Origin of the sequence: Pseudomonas sp. GL93 (assembly GCF_003408955.1) — a bacterium.
In the GTDB taxonomy this organism is placed as follows: domain Bacteria; phylum Pseudomonadota; class Gammaproteobacteria; order Pseudomonadales; family Pseudomonadaceae; genus Aquipseudomonas; species Aquipseudomonas paracarnis.
This window is the reverse complement of sequence record NZ_NKRF01000076.1, coordinates 85,693-105,642: the sequence shown is the minus strand read 5'-3', so window position 1 is coordinate 105,642 and position 19,950 is coordinate 85,693. Positions and strand designations below refer to the sequence as shown.

Annotated in this window: 20 protein-coding genes, 1 pseudogene and 1 riboswitch; of the genes and pseudogenes, 16 read left to right on the top strand and 5 right to left on the bottom strand. The window is 61.7% G+C overall.

The features are described 5' to 3' along the window. The first annotated feature begins 109 nt into the window (after positions 1 to 109). Positions 110 to 649 carry a C40 family peptidase gene (locus CER19_RS15195; RefSeq protein WP_116666996.1) on the top strand — a complete coding sequence of 180 codons (540 nt, stop codon included), beginning with the start codon at positions 110 to 112 and terminating at the stop codon, positions 647 to 649. Between the two features lie 134 nt (positions 650 to 783). Here CER19_RS15195 and CER19_RS15190 read toward each other — a convergent pair whose 3' ends face one another. Then, entirely contained in the window at positions 784 to 2,097 is a 1,314-nt protein-coding gene (locus CER19_RS15190; protein ID WP_116666995.1) for a sorbosone dehydrogenase family protein, read from the bottom strand. Positions 2,098 to 2,196: 99 nt separating this feature from the next. Continuing rightward, positions 2,197 to 2,444, top strand: a riboswitch (cobalamin riboswitch). 77 nt (positions 2,445 to 2,521) lie between these two features. Here CER19_RS15190 and cobO point away from each other — a divergent pair. The 13 genes from cobO (at position 2,522) to CER19_RS15125 (ending at position 14,327) form a co-directional block, all read left to right on the top strand. Beyond that, entirely contained in the window at positions 2,522 to 3,133 is a 612-nt protein-coding gene (gene cobO / locus CER19_RS15185) for a cob(I)yrinic acid a,c-diamide adenosyltransferase (RefSeq protein WP_005790169.1), read from the top strand. Further along, complete coding sequence (locus tag CER19_RS15180) at positions 3,130 to 4,512, top strand: cobyrinate a,c-diamide synthase (protein ID WP_116666994.1); 1,383 nt, start codon at positions 3,130 to 3,132, stop codon at positions 4,510 to 4,512. Before cobO ends, CER19_RS15180 begins: the two co-directional genes overlap by 4 nt. After that, entirely contained in the window at positions 4,509 to 5,159 is a 651-nt protein-coding gene (gene bluB / locus CER19_RS15175) for a 5,6-dimethylbenzimidazole synthase (RefSeq protein WP_116666993.1), read from the top strand. The genes CER19_RS15180 and bluB overlap by 4 nt, the downstream gene beginning before the upstream one ends. Further along, positions 5,156 to 6,064, top strand: a complete 909-nt coding sequence (cbiB, locus tag CER19_RS15170) for an adenosylcobinamide-phosphate synthase CbiB (protein ID WP_116666992.1) — start codon at positions 5,156 to 5,158, stop codon at positions 6,062 to 6,064. Before bluB ends, cbiB begins: the two co-directional genes overlap by 4 nt. After that, positions 6,057 to 7,046 carry a threonine-phosphate decarboxylase CobD gene (gene cobD, locus CER19_RS15165; RefSeq protein WP_116666991.1) on the top strand — a complete coding sequence of 330 codons (990 nt, stop codon included), beginning with the start codon at positions 6,057 to 6,059 and terminating at the stop codon, positions 7,044 to 7,046. Before cbiB ends, cobD begins: the two co-directional genes overlap by 8 nt. Continuing rightward, positions 7,043 to 8,494 (top strand): cobyric acid synthase, encoded by a 1,452-nt coding sequence (locus CER19_RS15160; protein WP_116666990.1) that lies wholly within the window; start codon positions 7,043 to 7,045, stop codon positions 8,492 to 8,494. The genes cobD and CER19_RS15160 overlap by 4 nt, the downstream gene beginning before the upstream one ends. Positions 8,495 to 9,038: 544 nt before the next feature. Further along, positions 9,039 to 9,560: a bifunctional adenosylcobinamide kinase/adenosylcobinamide-phosphate guanylyltransferase gene (gene cobU, locus CER19_RS15155; RefSeq protein ID WP_019818435.1), complete on the top strand. Its 522-nt coding sequence runs from the start codon at positions 9,039 to 9,041 to the stop codon at positions 9,558 to 9,560. Further along, entirely contained in the window at positions 9,557 to 10,612 is a 1,056-nt protein-coding gene (cobT, locus tag CER19_RS15150; RefSeq protein WP_116666989.1) for a nicotinate-nucleotide--dimethylbenzimidazole phosphoribosyltransferase, read from the top strand. Before cobU ends, cobT begins: the two co-directional genes overlap by 4 nt. Then, complete coding sequence (cobC, locus tag CER19_RS15145; protein ID WP_116666988.1) at positions 10,609 to 11,184, top strand: alpha-ribazole phosphatase family protein; 576 nt, start codon at positions 10,609 to 10,611, stop codon at positions 11,182 to 11,184. The genes cobT and cobC overlap by 4 nt, the downstream gene beginning before the upstream one ends. A gap of 2 nt (positions 11,185 to 11,186) precedes the next feature. Then, the gene (locus tag CER19_RS15140) at positions 11,187 to 11,915 is read left to right on the top strand and encodes an adenosylcobinamide-GDP ribazoletransferase (RefSeq protein ID WP_073527131.1); all 729 of its coding nucleotides are present in this window, start codon (positions 11,187 to 11,189) and stop codon (positions 11,913 to 11,915) included. Positions 11,916 to 11,957: 42 nt separating this feature from the next. Continuing rightward, entirely contained in the window at positions 11,958 to 12,362 is a 405-nt protein-coding gene (locus CER19_RS15135; RefSeq protein WP_003193031.1) for a MarR family winged helix-turn-helix transcriptional regulator, read from the top strand. A 54-nt stretch (positions 12,363 to 12,416) separates the two neighbouring features. Beyond that, a complete protein-coding gene (locus tag CER19_RS15130; protein WP_116666987.1) occupies positions 12,417 to 13,625 on the top strand; it encodes an MFS transporter in 1,209 nt (402 codons plus the stop codon). Between the two features lie 150 nt (positions 13,626 to 13,775). Continuing rightward, positions 13,776 to 14,327: a glutathione peroxidase gene (locus CER19_RS15125; protein WP_034136127.1), complete on the top strand. Its 552-nt coding sequence runs from the start codon at positions 13,776 to 13,778 to the stop codon at positions 14,325 to 14,327. Between the two features lie 64 nt (positions 14,328 to 14,391). Here the strand turns inward: CER19_RS15125 and CER19_RS15120 are convergent. The 4 genes and pseudogenes from CER19_RS15120 to CER19_RS15100 all read right to left on the bottom strand — a co-directional run bounded on the left by CER19_RS15120 (position 14,392) and on the right by CER19_RS15100 (position 17,550). Further along, positions 14,392 to 15,670, bottom strand: a pseudogene (locus CER19_RS15120) (OmpP1/FadL family transporter). 145 nt (positions 15,671 to 15,815) lie between these two features. Then, positions 15,816 to 16,298: a hypothetical protein gene (locus CER19_RS15115; protein ID WP_116666986.1), complete on the bottom strand. Its 483-nt coding sequence runs from the start codon at positions 16,296 to 16,298 to the stop codon at positions 15,816 to 15,818. 278 nt (positions 16,299 to 16,576) lie between these two features. Then, on the bottom strand, positions 16,577 to 16,801 hold the full coding sequence (locus tag CER19_RS15110; protein WP_003193022.1) for a hypothetical protein: 225 nt from the start codon (positions 16,799 to 16,801) through the stop codon (positions 16,577 to 16,579). 443 nt (positions 16,802 to 17,244) lie between these two features. Continuing rightward, the gene (locus CER19_RS15100) at positions 17,245 to 17,550 is read right to left on the bottom strand and encodes a hypothetical protein (protein WP_116666985.1); all 306 of its coding nucleotides are present in this window, start codon (positions 17,548 to 17,550) and stop codon (positions 17,245 to 17,247) included. A 457-nt stretch (positions 17,551 to 18,007) separates the two neighbouring features. On the opposite strand from CER19_RS15100, the gene CER19_RS15095 reads away from it, so the two are divergent. Both CER19_RS15095 and rmuC read left to right on the top strand, forming a co-directional pair. Further along, positions 18,008 to 18,331: a hypothetical protein gene (locus CER19_RS15095; protein ID WP_034128342.1), complete on the top strand. Its 324-nt coding sequence runs from the start codon at positions 18,008 to 18,010 to the stop codon at positions 18,329 to 18,331. A 175-nt stretch (positions 18,332 to 18,506) separates the two neighbouring features. Continuing rightward, positions 18,507 to 19,871, top strand: coding sequence for a DNA recombination protein RmuC (gene rmuC, locus CER19_RS15090; RefSeq protein WP_165861638.1), 1,365 nt, complete (start codon positions 18,507 to 18,509; stop codon positions 19,869 to 19,871). Positions 19,872 to 19,950 lie beyond the last annotated feature (79 nt).

Genomic DNA, 19,950 nt, shown 5'->3' with positions numbered 1-19,950 from the left:
CTAGAATCCCTGGACATTGTTGTCATCCGTTCGCGCGAGCTTTGCTTGCGCGTTCTGGTTTTCAACGTTCGGCAGCGAAAGCCGCATCCAGACCAGGATTGTTCTGCACATGTCGACCTCGGCCCGCCTGATGCTTATTGTTTGCGCCGCGCTGCTCAGCGCCTGCGCCAGTCGTACACCGCCGCCCGCGCCCGTCGCGGTCAAGCCTAAGCCGGTGTTCAACTATGCCACCCAGAATTTCTCGCCTGCTGCCGAAGACGTGCTCTTTCGTGCGCTGGGCCTGGTCGGCACGCCTTACCGCTGGGGCGGCAACACACCAGACTCGGGGTTTGATTGCAGCGGCCTGATCGGCTTTGTATTCCGCGACGCTGCTGGCATCTCATTGCCGCGCACCACCCGTGAATTGATCGTGATGCGTGGCCAGGACGTCAGCGAACAAAACCTGCAAACCGGCGACCTGCTGTTCTTCGCCACCGGTGGTGGTTCGCGGGTCAGCCATGCGGGTATCTATGTGGGGGAGGGCCGCTTCGTACACGCGCCGCAAACCGGCGGTACGGTGAAGCTGGATACGCTATCCAAAGCGTATTGGCAGAATGCCTACCTGAGTGCCAAGCGAGTACTCCCGGGGAACCTGGCGCGTAACCCCTAGCCGAATACAGCACCCTATGTGGGAGCGGGCTTGCTCGCGAAAGCGGTGGTTCAGTCAGAAAATTTATTGACTGATACTCCGCCTTCGCGAGCAAGCCCGCTCCCACATTGTTTTTGTGGCGCTGTTCAAATGGATTATTTGGCCGCCGACACCCGCCAAACCTTATTACCCACATCATCGGCCACCAGCAAATCCCCCTGCTGATCTATCACCACGCCAACCGGCCGGCCCATAGCTTTCTCATTGCTATCAAGAAACCCCGTCAGCACGTCCACCGGTTGCCCTTTCGGCTGTCCCCCTTCGAAGGGGACGAAAATTACCTTGTAGCCACTATGCGGCTTGCGGTTCCAGGAGCCATGCTGGCCGATAAATGCGCCATTACTGAAGGGGGCGGGGAGTTTGCTGCCCTCGGCGAAGGTCAGCCCCAGCGACGCAGTATGAGGGCCTACCGCATAGTCGGGAGCGATGGCCTTGGCGACCATGTCCAGGTTCTGCGGGGTCACACGCACATCCACATGCTGGCCGTAATAGCTGAAAGGCCAGCCATAGAAGCCGCCATCCTTGACCGAGGTGATGTAATCCGGCACCAGATCACTGCCGATTTCATCGCGCTCGTTGACCGCCGTCCACAGCTTGCCGCTCTGTGGTTCCCACGCCATGCCGTTGGGGTTGCGCAGGCCGGAGGCAAAAATGCGGTGTTGGCCGCTGGCGCGGTCGACTTCCCAAATGGCGGCGCGACCCTGTTCGGCTTCCAGGCCGTTTTCGCCGACGTTGCTGTTGGAGCCGACGCTCACGTACAGCTTGCTGCCGTCCTGGCTGGCCACCACGTTTTTGGTCCAGTGGTGGTTCAAAGGGCCACCGGGTAAATCCACCACCTTGGTGCCTGGGGAGGTGATTGCGGTTTCACCGGGCTGATAGGGGAAGCGCAGCAACTTATCCGAATCGGCCACATACAGGTCGTTGCCCACCAAGGTCATGCCAAAGGGCGAATTGAGGTTTTCCAGGAACACCGTGCGAGTTTCTGCCACACCGTCATGGTCGGCATCGCGCAGCAAGGTTATGCGGTTCGGGCTCGGCACCCCGGCGCCAGCGCGATCCATGACTTTTTCCATCACCCAGCCGCGCAGGCCTTTGGCATCGTCCGGCTTGGGCGGTGCATTGGTCTCGGCCACCAGCACGTCGCCGTTGGGCAGCACGTAGAGCCAGCGCGGATGATCCAGACCTGCGGCGAACGCGGCCACTTGGGTACCGACGGCAGCGACGGGCTTGGCGCCTTCGGGCCAGCCGATGGCCGGGGCGATATTGACGGTGGGGATCAGCGTCTTGTTTGGCTCCGGCAGCTTGGGCGAGGGCCCGGTGCCATCGGCGACCTGCAGGGTCGAGCTTTCGCCGCACGCAGCGAGGCTGCCGGCGAGCATGATCAGTAGGGCGAGGCGGGTCTTAGGCATGGTTTTCTCCTTGATACCTGTAGGGGTAGAGAAGCACGAACGGCAGATGGTTCAAGTCCAAGGCCAGCTTTAATTGACGCTCCACCCCCAACCCACTAACCTTCGCGGCTTGTTCCAGGTGCTCTGTGGCGTGCGCGTCGACAGAGTGAAACAGGGAAGCCGGTGAGTGAGCGCACTTGTACACAGTGCAGCCGCGATTCCGGCGCTGCCCCCGCAACGGTAAATGAGTCAAGACGGTGCTGTTTGCCACTGTATCGCGTGCGATATGGGAAGGCGCATCCTCGGCTGCTTTATATCAAAAGCGCCACTCATGAGCCCGGAGACCGGCCTGGATCATCCAACAGCATCACGGTGGGCGATGCTTGGCTGTCTGTTTTTCTTTTTCCTGCCCGCCGTTTTTGTCCAGCCCCAACGGAGAGCTGCCATGACTGATTCCCCCGACCGCGACGAGCGCCACCTGGCGCGCATGCTGCGCAAAAAAGCCGTGATTGACGAGCGCATCGCCAATTCCCCCAACGAGTGCGGCCTGCTGCTGGTGCTGACCGGCAACGGCAAAGGCAAGAGCAGTTCGGCGTTCGGCATGTTGGCCCGGGCCATGGGCCATGGCATGCAATGCGGTGTGGTGCAGTTCATCAAGGGGCGTAACAGCACTGGCGAAGAATTGTTCTTCCGCCGCTTCCCCGAGCAGGTACGGTTTCATGTGATGGGCGAAGGCTTCACCTGGGAAACCCAGGATCGCCAGCGCGATATCGCCGCTGCCGAAGCGGCTTGGGCGGTGTCCCGGGCCATGTTGAATGACCCCTCCATCGGCTTGGTGGTGCTGGACGAACTGAACATCGCCCTCAAGCACGGTTACCTTGACCTGGACCAGGTACTCAGCGACCTGCAAGCTCGCCCGCCCATGCAGCATGTGGTGGTCACCGGCCGTGGCGCCAAGCCTGAGCTGATCGAAATGGGCGACACCGTCACCGAAATGGGCATGCTCAAGCACGCGTTCCAGGCCGGTATCAAGGCACAGAAAGGCGTCGAACTTTGAATCAGCCCCGTCATTGCCCGGCCGTATTGATCGCCGCTCCGGCGTCCGGCCAGGGCAAAACCACGGTCACCGCCGCGCTGGCGCGTTTGCACCGCAACCTGGGACGCAAGGTGCGCGTGTTCAAATGCGGGCCGGACTTTCTCGACCCGATGATCCACGAGCGTGCCAGTGGCGCGCCGGTGTACCAGTTGGACATGTGGATGGTGGGCGAGCAGGAAAGCCGCCGCCTGCTCTGGGAGGCAGCGGCGGAGGCTGACCTGATCCTCATCGAAGGCGTGATGGGCCTGTTCGACGGCACGCCTTCCAGCGCTGACCTGGCGCGGCACTTCGGTGTACCGGTGCTGGGCGTGATCGATGGCACCGCCATGGCCCAGACGTTCGGCGCCCTGGCCCTGGGGCTGGCGCGCTATCAACCCGACCTGCCGTTTGCGGGCGTGCTAGCCAACCGTGTTGGCACTCTGCGCCATGCGCAATTGCTCGAAGGCAGCCTCACCGAGGGCTTGCGTTGGTACGGTGCATTGTCCCGCGAGACCGGCATCGAACTGCCCAGCCGCCACCTGGGCCTGGTGCAAGCCAGCGAACTGAATGACCTCGACGTGCGCCTCGACGCCGCCGCCCAGGCGTTGGGCAGCAGTTGCGAAGTGGCCCTGCCGCCGCCGGTGACCTTTGCCGCGCCACACGTGATCGAAGCCGAACCCTTGCTGGCCGGTGTGCGTATTGCCGTGGCCCGTGACGAAGCCTTTGCCTTCACCTACGGCGCCAGCCTGGATCTGTTGCGGGCGATGGGTGCGGAGCTGAAGTTCTTCTCACCGATCCATGATCGCCAATTGCCTGAAGCGGACAGCCTCTATTTGCCCGGCGGGTATCCGGAACTGCACCACCAGGCATTGTCGGCCAATACCTCGATGCTGGACGCCATTCGTGCTCATCACGCCGCTGGCAAGCCGCTGCTCGCTGAATGTGGCGGCATGCTCTATTTGCTCGACTCCTTGACCGATGTGGAGGGTAGGCGCGCCGAACTGGTTGGCTTGTTGCAAGGCGATGCGGTGATGCAGAAGAAACTCGCGGCCCTGGCTCTTCAAAGCGTTGAGCTGCCGGAGGGGACCCTGCGTGGGCATACCTATCACCACTCCTTGACCAACACCACGTGGGAGCCAATTGCCCGTGGCCTCAGCCCTAACGGCGGGCGCGGTGCCGAAGCGGTCTATCGGCAGGGGCGCATGACCGCGTCCTATGTGCACTTTTATTTTCCGTCGAATCCTGGCGCGGTGGCCGCGTTGTTCGCGCCAGACCTCCAGGCCGCTATCGCAGGCAAGCCAGCTCCCACAGGGGAATGCATTCCAAATGTGGGAGGGGGCTTGCCCCCGATGAGGCCATGACCGACAACGCCTTCCCCGAGGCCGACCGCCAGGCCGTCTACCGCGCCATCGCCGAACGCCGCGACATGCGCCACTTCAGCGGTGGCAGTGTCGCGCCTGAACTGCTGCAGCGCCTGCTCCACGCTGCGCACCAGGCGCCCAGCGTCGGCCTGATGCAGCCGTGGCGTTTTATCCGCATCAGCGACCGCTCGTTGCGCAGCCAGATTCAACAGTTGGTGGAAGAAGAGCGCGTACGCACAGCCGAAGCATTGGGCGAGCGCTCCGATGCGTTCATGAAACTCAAGGTCGAAGGCATCAACGATTGTGCCGAGGTATTGGTCGCCGCCTTGATGGACGATCGCGAGCGCCACATCTTCGGGCGCCGCACCTTGCCGGAAATGGACATGGCCTCGCTCTCCTGCGCGATTCAGAACCTGTGGCTGGCGGCGCGCGTGGAAGGGTTGGGCATGGGCTGGGTTTCGCTGTTCGACCCCCAGGCCCTGGCCGCACTGCTGGGCCTGCCGCCTGGGGCAAAACCCCTGGCAGTGTTGTGCCTGGGGCCGGTGAGCGAATTTTACCCGGCACCGATGTTGCAGCTTGAAGGCTGGGCCGAGCCGCGACCGCTAAGTGACATGCTGTATGAAAACAAGTGGGGAGTGAGTCAATGAGTGTGGCCTTGCTGTGTGTCGCTGCGGTGGCGCTGGATGCGCTGCTGGGTGAGCCCAGGCGCTGGCATCCGCTGGTGGCGTTCGGCAATTTCGCCGGGCGCATCGAGCAACGCTTCAATACCGGTGGGCGTGGCTGGCGCAGCCATGGCGTGACCGCATGGTTTATCGCGGTGGTGCCGTTGACCCTGCTGGCCACGGCGTTGTCGTGGGCGCCTTATATCGGCTGGCTGCTGGAGATCCTGGCGCTGTACTGCGCCCTGGGCATGCGCAGCCTGGGCGAGCACGTGATGCCAGTGGCCCAGGCCCTGCGCCGTGATGACCTGGACGAAGCGCGCACGCGAGTGAGTTACCTGGTCAGCCGCCAGACCAGCGAACTGGACCATACGGAAGTCGCCCGCGCAGCCACCGAATCGGTGCTGGAGAACGGCAGCGATGCGGTTTTCGCCGCGTTGTTCTGGTTTGTGGTGGCCGGTGTGCCAGGCGTGGTGCTCTATCGTCTGAGCAACACCCTGGACGCCATGTGGGGCTATCGCAATGAGCGCTTTGAGCGCTTTGGCTGGGCAGCTGCCAGGATCGATGATGTGCTCAACTATATTCCTGCGCGGTTGGTGGCTTTAACCTACGCGCTATTGGGTAAAACCCGCCTGGCGCTCAAATGCTGGCGCACCCAGGGCCCGACCTGGGACAGCCCCAACGCCGGCCCAGTGATGGCGGCGGGGGCCGGTGCCTTGGGTGTGGAACTGGGCGGCGCGGCGATTTATCACGGCGAGGTGCATCAGCGCCCGCCATTGGGCGAAGGCCCGCCGGCCGACGCCGATTCTATTGATCGCGGCTGGCAACTGGTGCAGCGCGGCGTATGGCTGTGGCTGCTGGTCCTGTGCGTGGGGGCGCAAATCTATGCTTGAACATGGTGGTCGGCTGCGTAAGGCCGCGATTGAGTACGGCATTGCCGAAGCGGATTGGCTCGACTTGTCCAGCGGCCTGGCGCCCTGGCCGTGGCCGATTCCCGAGATTCCCTTGCGTGCCTGGGCGCGCTTGCCGGAAACCGATGACGGCTTGGAGAAGGCTGCCAGCGAGTACTATGGCGCCGCCCCATTGCTGCCGGTGCCGGGCTCCCAGGCGGCGATCCAACTGCTGCCGCGCCTGCGTCGTTCCGGCAAGGTCGGCGTGCTTTCGCCCTGTTACGCCGAGCACGCCGAAGCCTGGCGCCGCGCCGGTTATGTGGTGCGCGAAGTGCAGGAGCAGGAAGTCGACTTCTTTCTCGACAGCCTCGACGTGCTGGTCGTGGTCAACCCCAACAACCCCACCGGCTTGAGCCTGAGCCCGCAACGCCTGCTGGACTGGCATGCACGCCTTGCCCAGCGCGGTGGCTGGCTGGTGGTGGACGAGGCGTTCATTGACGTGACCCCGGACTTGAGCCTGGCCAGCCATGCCGATCAGGTCGGCTTGATCGTACTGCGCTCATTCGGCAAGTTCTTCGGCCTGGCCGGCGTGCGCCTGGGCTTTGTGTTGGCCGAGCGCAAGTTGCTCAAGCTGTTGGCCGAACAGGTCGGACCCTGGGCCGTCAGTGGGCCGACGCGGGTGCTGGGCCAAGTGTGCCTGCGCGATACCGACGGGCATGCGCGCCAGCGCAGTCGTTGCATCGCAGCCGGCCAGCGTCTGTTCGAGTTGCTTGAGCGCCGCGGCCTTCAACCTCACGGCGGCTGCGCATTGTTCCAGTGGTTGATAACCCCCCACGCTGAACGGCTGTACGAGTTCATGGCCCAGCGCGGCATCCTGCTGCGCCTGTTTGTGCACAACAGCAGCGTGCGCTTGGGCCTGCCCGACACCGAGGCCGACTGGCTGCGCCTTGACGAAGCCCTGGCCGCCTACAAGGACGCCACATGACCACGTTGATGGTGCAGGGCACCACCTCCGACGCCGGTAAAAGCACCCTGGTGACTGCGCTGTGTCGCTGGTTGGTACGCCAAGGCGTCGCGGTGGCGCCGTTCAAGCCGCAGAACATGGCGCTCAACAGCGCGGTGACCGCTGAAGGCGGCGAGATCGGCCGCGCCCAGGCGGTGCAGGCCCAGGCTGCCAACCTGGCGCCCCACACCGACATGAACCCGGTATTGCTCAAGCCCAACAGCGACACCGGCTCCCAAGTGATCATCCATGGCCGTGCTGTCACCAGCATGAATGCAGTGGCCTATCACGACTACAAAGCCATTGCGATGCAAGCGGTGCTGGCCTCCCACACGCGTTTGAGCCAGGCCTACCCGGTGGTGATGGTCGAAGGCGCGGGCTCACCGGCCGAGATCAACTTGCGCGCCAATGACATTGCCAATATGGGCTTCGCCGAAGCGGTGGACTGCCCGGTGCTGTTGATCGCGGACATCAATCGCGGCGGCGTGTTTGCCCATCTGGTCGGCACCCTGGACCTGCTGTCGCCCAGTGAGCAGGCGCGGGTCAAGGGCTTCATCATCAACCGTTTTCGCGGCGATATCGCGTTGCTGCAACCCGGGCTGGATTGGCTCGAAGCGCGCACCGGCAAACCGGTGGTCGGCGTGCTGCCCTACGTGATGGACCTGCACCTGGAGGCGGAAGACGGCATCGACCAGCGCCAGATCGACAAGGCTGCCCAGGTGCTCAAGGTGGTGGTGCCGGTGCTGCCGCGCATCAGCAACCATACCGACTTCGACCCGCTGCGCTTGCACCCCCAGGTGGACTTGCAGTTTGTCGGGCCGGGCCAGGCGATACCTGCCGCTGACCTGATCATCCTGCCGGGCTCGAAAAGCGTGCGCAGTGACCTGGCCTATCTGCGTGCCAATGGCTGGGACACCGCCGTGGCGCGGCACCTGCGTTATGGCGGCAAGGTGCTGGGGATCTGCGGCGGCTTGCAGATGCTCGGCGAGCGGGTCCATGACCCGCTGGGCCTGGAAGGGCTCGCGGGCTCCAGTGATGGCCTTGGGTTGCTGGCGTTCAGCACCACCCTGGAACAAGAGAAACAACTGCGTAATGTGCGTGGACGCCTGGTGTTTGAAGATGCCGCAGTCAGCGGTTATGAAATCCATGCGGGGGTGACCTCCGGCGCTGCCTTATCCAACGCTGCGGTGCTGCTGGACGATGGCCGCAGCGATGGCGCGCAGAGCGCCGATGGGCAAATTCTAGGCACCTACCTGCATGGGTTGTTCGAGACTCCGGCGGCGTGCAGTGCGTTGCTGCGTTGGGCTGGATTGCAGGATGTGCAAGAGGTGGATTATCACGGCTTGCGCGAGCGCGATATCGAGCGGTTGGCGGACTTGGTGGAGCATCACTTGGACACCGATTTGTTGCGCAAGCTATGTGGGATCTGACGGTGTTCACACGGTCCAGCTGTGGGAGCTGGCTTGCCTGCGATAGCGGTGGGACGGTGTACATATCCATTGCTGCGGCAACGACCACTTATGGTTCCGCTCTTACAGCGGGTCACTTTTGGAAGGACCCAAAAGTAACCAAAAGGTCCTCGCCCCACCACTCGGCACCTCGCCTAGGCTCGGTGTGCCCTCTCTCCGGCTTGAATCCGTGGGCCGCCGCAATGGGCCATCCCTGGCCCAGTGCGGCTAACCCGGCGTCCTGCCGGGTTACCCACGGATTCAAGCCTGCGTTCGGCCAGCGTGGTTCAACGGGGCGCCTGAGATCAAAGTCAAAAGCCTGCGCAAAAGCCGATCAGGTTTCCTGTGGGAGCTGGCTTGCCTGCGATAGCGCCCTGGCGGTCGCCTCATGTTCACCTGGCGCACCACACCTTAACGGTGGGAGCGGGCTTGCTCGCGAATGCGATGGATCAGCCATGGGTGCATTCACTGACACACCCTATTGGCGAGCAAAGCCGCTCCCACATTGTTTGCCAGGGGCCTTTGCATGTATCAATTGATCCTCGGCGGTGCCCGTTCGGGTAAGAGCCGCCTGGCCGAAAAGCTTGCCGCAGAGAGCGGGCTTGCCGTCATTTATATCGCCACCAGCCAACCGCTCGACGGTGAGATGAGCGAGCGCGTCGCGCTGCACCGCCAGCGTCGCCCCGACCATTGGGGCCTGGTTGAAGAGCCCATCGACCTGGCGCGTGTGCTACAGGAAAACGCCGCCACTGATCGCTGCCTGCTGGTGGATTGCCTGACCTTATGGCTCACCAATCTTCTGATGCTCGAAGACCCGGCTCGCCTTGCATCCGAGCGTGATCAACTGTTGCAAACCCTGGCCTCGCTGCCGGGGGAAATCATTTTTGTCAGCAACGAGACCGGCCTGGGTGTCGTGCCGCTGGGCGAATTGACTCGCCGTTATGTGGATGAAGCCGGTTGGCTGCATCAAGCCTTGGCCGAGCAATGTCAGCGCGTTGTGCTGACGGTTGCCGGCCTGCCCCTGACTTTGAAAGGTACTGCGTTATGACCGATTCCTGGTGGCTCAACCCCTGCAAGGCGGTGGATACCACGGCCCACGAACAGGCGCTGGCGCGCCAGCAGCAGTTGACCAAGCCAGCCGGCTCCCTCGGCCTGTTGGAGGCGCTGGCGGTGCAGCTGGCGGGTTTGCAGGGCCAGGTCAAACCGACGGTAGATCACCTGTGGATCGCGATTTTTGCCGGCGATCACGGTGTGGTTGCTGAAGGTGTGTCGGCGTTTCCCCAGGAGGTCACCGGGCAGATGCTGCAAAACTTCGTCACCGGTGGCGCGGCGATCAGCGTGTTGGCGCGGCAACTGGGAGCGCAATTGGAAGTGGTCGACCTCGGCACGGTCACGCCGTCCCTGGATTTGCCCGGCGTTCGTCACCTGAATATCGGCGCGGGCACGGCTAATTTCGTGCATGGCCCGGCGATGACCCAAGCCCAAGGGCAGTTGGCCTTGCAAGCTGGACGAGACAGCGCACGCCGTGCCCTGGAAAGCGGCGCGCAACTCTTTATCGGCGGTGAGATGGGCATCGGCAATACCACTGCCGCCAGTGCCTTGGCCTGCGCATTGCTGGATTGCCAGGTCACTGACCTTACAGGCCCTGGCACCGGTTTGAACGCCACAGGGGTCAGCCATAAGGTCGCGGTCATCGAGCGCGCCTTGGCGTTGCACGCCGGTCAGCGCGGCGATGCGTTGCAAACCCTGTTCAATCTCGGCGGTTTTGAAATTGCTGCCTTGGTTGGCGCTTACCTGGCCTGCGCCCAGGAAGGTATCGTGGTGCTGGTGGATGGGTTCATCTGCAGCGTGGCCGCGCTGGTAGCGGTGCGCCTGAACCCGGCGTGCCGCGAATGGTTGGTGTTCGGCCATCGGGGTGCCGAGCCGGGCCATCGCCATGTGCTGCACAGCCTCGATGCGCAACCGTTGCTGGAACTGGGCCTGCGCCTGGGCGAAGGCAGCGGCGCGGCGTTGGCGGTGCCCTTGTTGCGCTTGGCGTGTGCGCTGCACGGGCAGATGGCGACCTTCGCCGAAGCCGCCGTAGCGGACCGCCCCGCATGACCTTGCGCCTGGATTTGCTGCGCCACGGCGAAACCGAGCTGGGCGGCGGCCTGCGTGGCAGCCTGGACGATGCGCTGACCGCCAACGGCTGGCAGCAGATGCGCGACGCAGTGGTGGGGCAAGGGCCGTGGGATCGGCTGATCAGCTCACCGTTGCAACGCTGCGCTCTGTTTGCCCAGGCGTTGGGGGCACAGCTCGATGTGCCGGTGAGTCTCGAGCCTGACCTGCAGGAGCTTCACTTTGGCGCCTGGGAAGGGCAGAGCGCGGCCGCGTTGATGGACACCGATGCCGAAGGGCTGGGCTTGTTCTGGGCCAACCCCTATAGCTTCACGCCGCCGGAAGGCGAGCCTGTCATCCAGTTTTCCGAGCGCGTGCTTGGCGCTGTCGCCCGGCTGCATCAGGCCTATGCTGGCCAGCGCGTGCTGTTGATCAGCCATGGTGGTGTAATGCGCCTGCTGCTGGCCAAGGCGCGAGGGTTGCCCCGTGAGCAACTGCTGAATGTCGAAGTTGGCCACGGCGCCTTGTTCGGCCTGCAGGTTGAGGCTGATGGCGTGTTGAAGGAAGGACGCTGACGATGCTGCCGTTCTGGATCGCCCTGCAATTTCTCAGCAGCCTGCCCATTCGCTTGCCGGGCATGCCGCAGCCTCAAGAGCTGGGCCGTTCGTTGCTGTTTTATCCGTTGGTTGGGTTGCTGTTCGGCGTGCTGTTATGGGGCCTCAACCAGGTGTTACAGGGCGCCCCGTTGCTGTTGCACGCGGCGTTGCTGCTCACAGCCTGGGTGTTGCTCAGCGGTGGCCTGCACCTGGACGGCCTGGCCGACAGCGCCGATGCCTGGCTGGGTGGCTTTGGCGACCGGGAGCGCACCCTCAGCATCATGAAAGACCCGCGCAGCGGCCCGATTGCGGTGGTCACCCTGGGGCTGGTGCTGCTGCTGAAGTTCAGTGCGCTGGTGGCATTGATCGAACAACACAATGGCGCCGCCTTGATCCTGGCGCCCCTGATCGGACGCGCTTCGATGCTGGCGCTGTTTCTCACCACGCGCTATGTGCGGGCGGGCGGATTGGGCCAGGCACTGTCAGACCATCTGCCGCGAATTGTCGGCCAACAGGTGCTGATCCTCAGCGGCTTGGCCTGCATTCTGATCGGCGGTTTCAGCGGCGGCATCGCGGTGTTGCTGGCGGCCCTGTGTTTCGTGTGGCTGCGCCAGTTGATGGTCAAGCGTCTGGGCGGCACCACGGGCGACACCGCTGGTGCACTGCTGGAGCTGCTTGAAGTTGCGGTGCTGGTCGGGCTGGCGTTGTAACGCTTTCTTGCAATTGGTTAACTCCGGGTATATACACGCTCTATGCTTGCCTCCCAATGTTTATGCACCAACCTGCGACGTGCCGCTCGTGGCGTCAGCAGGCACTACGACGGCGCTCTCGACGGCTTCGGGATCAACGTTGCCCAGTATTCTCTGTTGTGCAACCTGCAGCGCCTCGATCAACCGAGCATCTCCAGCCTGGCGGACGCCATGGGCCTGGATCGCAGCACGCTGGGGCGCAACCTGCGCGTCCTGGAAGGTGAGGGGCTCGTGCAGTTGGTGGAGGGTGACGATTTGCGCAACCGCCTGGTGGTGTTGACTGACGCCGGCCATGAACGGCTAGCCGCTGCGTTGCCGGCGTGGGAAGCAGCGCAACAGAAACTGATTGATAAGCTCGGCGCCGAAAAGCGCGAAATGTTGTTGGCCTTGCTGGATGAACTCGCCTGAACGGCGGTTTGTTCGACTACAAGCGGGTATATACCCGCGAACGGAGAATAAGAAATGACCTCGATGTGGCGCACTAGTGGTTGGGTCCTTTTAGGGAGTGCGCTGATCCTGGCGTTGTCCTTGGGCGTACGGCATGGCTTTGGCCTGTTCCTGGCGCCAATGAGCAGCGAATTCGGTTGGGGGCGTGAAACCTTTGCCTTTGCCATCGCCTTGCAGAACTTGATCTGGGGCTTGGCGCAGCCGTTTACCGGGGCCTTGGCCGACCGCTTCGGCGCGACCAAGGCCGTGTTTGTGGGCGGGGTGTTGTACGCCGTCGGCCTGGTGCTGATGGGCATGTCCGACTCTGCCTGGTCATTGTCGTTGAGCGCAGGTTTGCTGATTGGCATTGGCCTGTCCGGCACTTCGTTCTCGGTGATTCTCGGCGTGGTTGGCCGCGCCGTAGCGCCCGAAAAACGCAGCATGGCCATGGGTATTGCCAGCGCGGCCGGCTCGTTTGGTCAGTTCGCCATGGTGCCCGGCACCCTCGGCTTGATTGGTTGGCTCGGCTGGTCGGCAGCGCTGCTGGCGCTGGGCTTGATGGTGGCTCTGATCCTGCCGCTGGTCGCCATGCTCAAGGACCGGCCGCTGGCGGTCACGGTGGGCCAGCAAACCCTGGGCGAAGCGCTGAAAGAGGCCTGCTCCCACTCCGGCTTCTGGTTGCTGTCCTTCGGCTTTTTTGTGTGCGGTTTCCAAGTGGTTTTCATCGGTGTGCATTTGCCGGCCTACCTGGTTGACCAGCATCTGCCGGCCACGGTGGGCACGACGGTGCTGGCCTTGATAGGGCTGTTCAATGTGTTCGGACCCTACACCGCCGGTTGGCTTGGTGGCCGCATGTCCAAGCCGCGCCTGCTCACCGGCTTGTATCTGTTGCGGGCGGTGGTGGTTGTGTTGTTCCTGTTGGTGCCGGTCACCGAAGTCACGGCGTATCTGTTTGGCATGGCGATGGGATTCCTGTGGTTGTCCACGGTGCCGCTGACCAATGGCACCGTCGCGACCCTGTTTGGGGTGCGCAACCTCTCGATGCTCGGCGGGATCGTGTTCCTGTTCCACCAGCTTGGTTCGTTCCTCGGTGGGTGGCTGGGCGGGGTGGTCTATGACCGAACCGGAAGCTACGATTTGATCTGGCAGGTCGCAATTTTACTCAGCCTGCTCGCCGCCGCGCTGAATTGGCCGGTGCGTGAGCGGCCGGTGGCGCGCATTCAGGCGCAGATGGAGGCGGCATGAGCATGACAGCGCGTCTTATGCTGTTGGTTGTGGGGCTGGGGTTGTTGTTGCTGGCTTGGTGGGGCTGGCAATGGGGCGGCCTGGCGTTGATGCAACTGGGCATGGCGATCTGCTAAGTTGTGGGTCTGAACCGACTCAAGGACTTTTGACATGCAGATGCGCTGGCTCGCTGTACCCGTCCTGATGGCTATTGGCAGCGTGGCGATGGCCGCCAGTTGCCCGCCGTTACTGGAGGGCCAATTGCCCAAGCTGCGGGCCAAGGAATCCATCGACCTGTGCCAGCAATTCGCTGGCAAACCCTTGGTGATCGTCAACACGGCGAGCTTCTGCGGCTTTGCCCCCCAGTTCAAAGGCCTGGAAGCGTTATATCAGCGCTACAAGGGCCAAGGCCTGGAAGTGATCGGCGTGCCGTCCGATGACTTCAAGCAGGAAGCCAAGACCGGGGAGGAAACCGCCAAGGTCTGCTACGTGAACTATGGCGTGACCTTCACCATGACCGAGCCGCAGAAGGTCAAGGGGCCGGATGCGGTGCACCTGTTCAAGGTGCTTGCACAGCAGGCCGACGCCGCGCCCAAGTGGAACTTCTACAAGTACGTGGTAGATCGCCAGGGCAATGTTGTGGCCAGTTTTTCCAGCCTGACCAAGCCGGACAGTCCGGAGCTGATCAAGGCGGTGGAACAGGCATTGGCTTCCAAACCCTGATCGCCAGCCAAACAAAAGCCCCGCCTCCTTCACAGGAGAGCGGGGCTTTTTTATACGACTGCGGTTAGAACTTGTAGGTCATGCCCAAGCCGAAGCCGTTGGCGCTGTTTTCATACTTGGCGTTGTAGCTGGCCAATTGGTTGGAGCGCGAAATCTTGACGTCCTCTTCCTTCAGGTAAGAGTAGGCCAGGTCGATGGTCATGTTATCCATGACCTGGTAGCCCAGGCCCAGGCTGAAGATAGTACGGTCGCCGGTCGGGATGCGCGGTGAGCGATCCGTGTTGTTGGTGGGCGACTGGTCAAACGTCAAGCCGGTACGCAGCACCACCTGTTTGGTGAGCTGGTACGAGGTACGCCACGGCGTAGGCCCAGGTGTCGTGCCAGTTCTGGTCTTCCTTGATTGTGCTGACCAGGCCCGGGGCAAGCGCGCCGCCGGTAGCGCCGCTGACGCCTTCGTTCTTGACGGTGATGTCTTTCAGGCGGCTCCAGCGTGTCCAGGTTGCACCGGCGTAGAGTTTCCACGCGTCGGTCAGGTCTTGAGTGACGGACAGGTCGTAGGACTCAGGTGTGTCGATTTTCAGCGACGCGTCATAGCGGTTGCTGCGCAGGAACGGCGAGGTCGCGGTCGGTGCGGTGACTTCGGTGTGGCCTTCCAGCTTGTAGCTGACCTTGGAGTGGTAGGTCAGGCCGACACGGGTGGTATCGGTGGCTTGAACCAGCACGCCGATGTTGAAGCCCAGCGCGGTGTCGTCACCCTTGATCTTGATATTGGTGTCTGGCGCGCGAGGGTTCAGCGTCAGGTCCGATTCCAGGGTACCGGCGATGCGGTTGATGGTCGGGCCAAAACCCACGGAAACGCGGTCGTTGAAGGCGTAGCTGACGGTCGGTTGCAAGGTGATGACTTTCACTTCGCTCTTGCTGCCAAAGCCACGGCCCTGGAAGCCGCTTTCGTAGTCAGTCACCAGGCCGAACGGCGCATAGACGCCGAAGCCGACAGCCCACTGGTCGTTGAGTTTATTGGTGTAGAAACCGAAAGGCACGGCGGTGAAAGGCACCATATCGCCTTTGTTGCTGCCAGCGGAGCGGCCGCTGACATTGCTGATGTCGGTGGAGGCATCAATGGCTGCAACGCCACCGGTGATCTGTTGGCCTTCCAGACGTGCCATACCGGCAGGGTTACCGAACACAGTGCTCGCATCATCGGCAGAAGAAGAGCGACCTGCGAAACCGGTACCCATCCCGCTCACGCTCTGTTCGTTGAGGGCAAAGCCGCTGGCGAACAGTTGGGAGGATGCCATGGCAACGGCGAGGCTAAGTGTGGTCTTGAGCATTACTTTTTTCATTATTAGAACTCCGTGTGATCACCGCTGCGGAAAGTATCAATAAATTTCACATCGCGCTATAGGCTGTAATGCAGGAGATAGAGCGTTTTTGTAGGACAATCCGACCAAAATTGCCGTTTTTTGGCGAATCTTGCAATTTGCCCGGTCAGCAAGCTGCCTGTTTCATTGGCATTACACAGGTTTGCCAGGCTTGGGTGAAATCTCGCAGGCGGCCCTGGGGGTGGAATATTTCTTTCCAGATACGCGCCATGGCCAGTACATCGCCGGGTGCGGGCAGGGCAGGACGATGTTGTTCCACCAGCAACCAGGCGATCGCGGTGGCGTAGCGCAGGTTTACCGTCAGCTCCAACTGGGGCGCGCTGAGGAACGCATGTTGGCTGGCCAGCCCGCGCACGAGGCTGGCGCGTTCCGGGTCCAGCGCCAGGTAGTTATCCCAGAGGGCGCGGTGGCGTGGTTCGGTGATGCTGTAGAGGCCATGGCCGCGGCGGTCATGCAGCGCCGAGCCCAGTTCTGACTGGCTGGCGGCAATGCCCAGCAGCAGGGATTCGGCTGTCGAGCTGTGGCGGCCGAGGTACATCAGCGTCGGCCTGATCACATAACGACACAATTCACTGGCGGCAATACCCATACGAGCCTCAGTCCTTGCAAAGAGTGGACGAGCCTGAGAAGGGGAGCTTGGCAGCGGTGAATCGGATCTCAGGCCCGTCGTAAGCGGATCACGCCGCTTGAGTTGAAGTGTAGTGTCATATTCACGATGTAAAGGACTGTTTTTAAAACATCTTCTGCAACCGGTTATAACGTTTATATCCATTTGTACTTAGCCCGGCGGGCTCAGGGCCAAATTCCAGGCAATAAAAAACCCTGTTATTCAAACAGGGTTTTTGAGGTTTCAGCGACGCGGGTCGATCAGGCAGTCAGTGCCTGACGGGTACGATCGATCACAGCCTGCAGCGGTTCTGCGCTGGAGTATTGATCGGGGTACAGGCGTTCGCTGTGACGAGCGATGCCGTGTTCGTTGACCAGGGTAAAGCTGAAGCAGCCTTTGCGAGCGGCCATGATCAGGCAGTTCATTGGGGCAAAAGCGTTGGTGAGGGTGCGAATGGCATCCTGAGTGTGGATTTGAGCGTTCATATTATTGGTGTTCCTACAAATGACACGGATAAGAACCGTGCAACGTTAAAACGTTCCAGTAACGCTGATCACCATTGATCAAACGAAGAACCCGACTGGAACAAAGCAGCCAGTTTGAAGCGCTATTAAATTTGGCGCGCTTGGGCTGGCAGGTAGGTACTTAGGAGGGCAGGCAACACAACAGGGGCAAAGGTTCTGGGCCCGGGGTGAAGATCCTGATCAATTTGCAGGTTGGTTCGGTCAGAGTATTGGAACTTCGCGCCACCCTTTGCTTGTTCAAAGGCAGTGTCGTCGCAAGGAATACCTGGAAACCATCGAGGTGGCCGATCCCATGTGGTTAAGGGGACTTGTTCGACCAGAATTGACTTTCAGCTTGGTACTAACGCCGCGGATAGTAACGGATTGAAACAGGGAAGGGAAGGCCGATTGCAAAAAAACTTCAATCAGCCGCCGAGCAACTCGCGATAGACCAGCACGGTCATGGACGCGGCCAGTGCGCACCCCAGTCCGTAGGCGGCGAGCGTCAGTCGCAAGGACTGGCCGGTCTCGATCATGTGGATCAGCTCGCGCATGTCATTGATCCTTCCGTCACTGAGTTCGATGCACAGGATCACGGCGGTAAAGGCGGCTGACAGCAAGATAGCAATGGCGAACAGTGCGCCGTCCGGAGAGGGGAGCGCGGCATTGATTCCCAGGGAGATCGCGCAGATGGCCAGTAGCAGCCCGGCGAATAACAGAATTCCTTTCATCGGCCCTACTGGTTTGCATTGTCGGTGGCGCAGTGTGGCGAGCCGAGGCGGATTTGAAAAGCCCTCGGGTTTGCCCGGTCAGTAACATGTTTAACCGGTGTTGAATAAAAAAACGCCGACGATATAACCAGTCGATCGGGACTTGTGCACATTTGTGGCCAAGGGTGTAACCCTGCTGTCACTGGTGTGCAAGTGCGCCCATTTGCCTGTAATCAAAATTTAAGTCAATGAAAAATCTCGCTTTTTTTTATTGGTGAAAAAATCGTCAGTTTGACTGCGGCCCCCGTTCCATGGGGCTTTGCGCCTGTTCAAGGGGGGTTGTCCACTGAGTTATCCACAGCTTCTGTGGATTGTCCCGAGCGCTTGCTCTAGGACGGGCGTGCACGGTTTTTTCAGCTTTACCTGTACGAAAAAAAGAGTAGAGTGGCGCGCCTTCCGTTCTGCCCCACAGTGCTTTATGAAGTTTCGCTCAGTATCACCTTCTGTTACCGACACACCCCAAACTGTTACCGCACCCAAGCGTTTTTCCTTGAAGGTCGCTTTGTGGCTGCTCGACAGCCCGCGCCTTGGGCAGAGCACCAATATCAAGCATCTTGCCGGACGCTTGCTCAAGCAGCCCGCCCGCGAAGGCGTGGTGGCCGCTCAGAGCCGTCTTGGCCAACTGATGTGCCGCGAGTGCGGAAATGCCCGTGACCGGCGCATCGGCCACGATTTGTTGCGTTCGGCGGCTCGCGCCGGCGACCGTCGCGCCCAGCGCGAACTGGGCCAGGTCGAAGACTGAGCTGTCCTCCGGCCTTAGGCTTGGTTACCCTTGATCTTTTTCGGTGATGGCAGAAATGGCTATGGTGTTTGACTGGACCAGTATTGCCTTAGGTCTTGTGGGCGCAGCCGTGCCGCTGCTGGCGCTGTGCTGGCAACTCCAGCGGCGCCTGACCGCACGCACCACCGGCTGGGAGCTGCTGGAAGAACGCCTGGCAACCGCGCAACTGGCCCAGGAAGGGCTCGCCGCCCAACTGGACGCCAGCCGCGATGAGATCAGCGACCTGAGCCAGGCCAATGCCACCAAGCAAGCCGACCTGGCGGCGCTGCGTCGTGAAGTCGAGCTGTTGCAGATCGACCGCGATAACGCCCGCGATGCCGCGCACGCCTGGAACCTCGACCGCAGCGCCAAGGAAACCGAACTGCGTCGTCTCGACGCCTTGGCCGCTGCCCTGAGCGCCGAATTGCGCGAGCAGCAAGAGAGTCATCAGCAACGCCTCACTGACCTGCAAGGCTCACGGGACGAGCTGCGCGCGCAATTTGCCGAGCTGGCCGGCAAGATCTTCGACGAGCGTGAGCAACGCTTTGCCGAAACCAGTCAGGAACGCCTGGGCCAACTTCTGGACCCACTCAAGGAGCGTATTCAGTCCTTCGAAAAGCGTGTCGAAGAAAGCTATCAGAACGAAGCCCGTGAGCGTTTTTCCCTGGCCAAAGAGCTTGAGCGCCTGCAGCAATTGAACCTGCGTCTGTCGGACGAAGCTACCAACCTGACCCGCGCCCTCAAGGGTCAGAAAACCCAGGGCAACTGGGGTGAGCTGATTCTTGAGCGGGTGCTGGAGCACGCGGGCCTGGAGAAGGGCCGTGAGTACCAGACCCAGGTCAGCCTCAAAGGCCCGGATGGCGAGCGTTTCCAGCCCGACGTGCTGATCATGTTGCCGGGTGACAAGCAGGTGGTGGTCGACTCCAAGGTCAGCTTGACCGCCTATCAACAGTACGTCGCGACGGATGACGAGGTGATTGGCCAGGCCGCCTTGAAGCAACACGTGCTGTCCCTGCGCAATCATGTCAAAGGCTTGGCCGGCAAGGACTACAAGCGCCTGGAGGGGTTGCACAGCCTGGATTTCGTGCTGCTGTTCGTACCGATCGAGGCTGCCTTTTCTGCGGCATTGCAGGCCGAGCCCAACCTGTTCCAGGAAGCCTTCGACCGCCATATCGTAATCGTCAGCCCCACGACTTTGCTCGCCACCCTGCGCGTGATCGACAGCCTGTGGAAGCAGGAGCGCCAGAGCCAGAACGCACGGGAAATTGCCGAGCGTGCCGGTTGGCTGTATGACAAGTTCGTGCTGTTTATCCAGGACCTGGACGAAGTGGGCAACCGGCTGCAACAGTTGGACAAGGCCTACAGCGCGGCGCGCAACAAGCTGACGGATGGGCGTGGGAACCTGGTCAGCCGTACCGAGCAACTAAGGTTGCTGGGTGCCCGCGCCAGTAAGAGCTTGCCGGCGGATCTGCTGGAGCGGGCGATGACCGATTCGGATGGCGTGGCGCATCTCCCGGAATAAATAGGGGCCTAAATTGTGGGAGCGGGCTTGCTCGCGAAGTCATCGTGTCAGTCAGCGCATCTAAAACTGAAATACCGCT

What these genes read in the sequence shown, in the direction of transcription:
- CER19_RS15195 (WP_116666996.1), top strand. Translation starts at nt 110, where the DNA reads ATGTCGACCTCGGCCCGCCTGATGCTTATTGTTTGCGCCGCGCTGCTC.
- CER19_RS15190 (WP_116666995.1), bottom strand. Translation starts at nt 2,097, where the DNA reads ATGCCTAAGACCCGCCTCGCCCTACTGATCATGCTCGCCGGCAGCCTC.
- cobO (WP_005790169.1), top strand. Translation starts at nt 2,522, where the DNA reads ATGACTGATTCCCCCGACCGCGACGAGCGCCACCTGGCGCGCATGCTG.
- bluB (WP_116666993.1), top strand. Translation starts at nt 4,509, where the DNA reads ATGACCGACAACGCCTTCCCCGAGGCCGACCGCCAGGCCGTCTACCGC.
- cbiB (WP_116666992.1), top strand. Translation starts at nt 5,156, where the DNA reads ATGAGTGTGGCCTTGCTGTGTGTCGCTGCGGTGGCGCTGGATGCGCTG.
- cobD (WP_116666991.1), top strand. Translation starts at nt 6,057, where the DNA reads ATGCTTGAACATGGTGGTCGGCTGCGTAAGGCCGCGATTGAGTACGGC.
- CER19_RS15160 (WP_116666990.1), top strand. Translation starts at nt 7,043, where the DNA reads ATGACCACGTTGATGGTGCAGGGCACCACCTCCGACGCCGGTAAAAGC.
- cobU (WP_019818435.1), top strand. Translation starts at nt 9,039, where the DNA reads ATGTATCAATTGATCCTCGGCGGTGCCCGTTCGGGTAAGAGCCGCCTG.
- cobT (WP_116666989.1), top strand. Translation starts at nt 9,557, where the DNA reads ATGACCGATTCCTGGTGGCTCAACCCCTGCAAGGCGGTGGATACCACG.
- cobC (WP_116666988.1), top strand. Translation starts at nt 10,609, where the DNA reads ATGACCTTGCGCCTGGATTTGCTGCGCCACGGCGAAACCGAGCTGGGC.
- CER19_RS15140 (WP_073527131.1), top strand. Translation starts at nt 11,187, where the DNA reads ATGCTGCCGTTCTGGATCGCCCTGCAATTTCTCAGCAGCCTGCCCATT.
- CER19_RS15135 (WP_003193031.1), top strand. Translation starts at nt 11,958, where the DNA reads ATGCTTGCCTCCCAATGTTTATGCACCAACCTGCGACGTGCCGCTCGT.
- CER19_RS15130 (WP_116666987.1), top strand. Translation starts at nt 12,417, where the DNA reads ATGACCTCGATGTGGCGCACTAGTGGTTGGGTCCTTTTAGGGAGTGCG.
- CER19_RS15125 (WP_034136127.1), top strand. Translation starts at nt 13,776, where the DNA reads ATGCAGATGCGCTGGCTCGCTGTACCCGTCCTGATGGCTATTGGCAGC.
- CER19_RS15115 (WP_116666986.1), bottom strand. Translation starts at nt 16,298, where the DNA reads ATGGGTATTGCCGCCAGTGAATTGTGTCGTTATGTGATCAGGCCGACG.
- CER19_RS15110 (WP_003193022.1), bottom strand. Translation starts at nt 16,801, where the DNA reads ATGAACGCTCAAATCCACACTCAGGATGCCATTCGCACCCTCACCAAC.
- CER19_RS15100 (WP_116666985.1), bottom strand. Translation starts at nt 17,550, where the DNA reads ATGAAAGGAATTCTGTTATTCGCCGGGCTGCTACTGGCCATCTGCGCG.
- CER19_RS15095 (WP_034128342.1), top strand. Translation starts at nt 18,008, where the DNA reads ATGAAGTTTCGCTCAGTATCACCTTCTGTTACCGACACACCCCAAACT.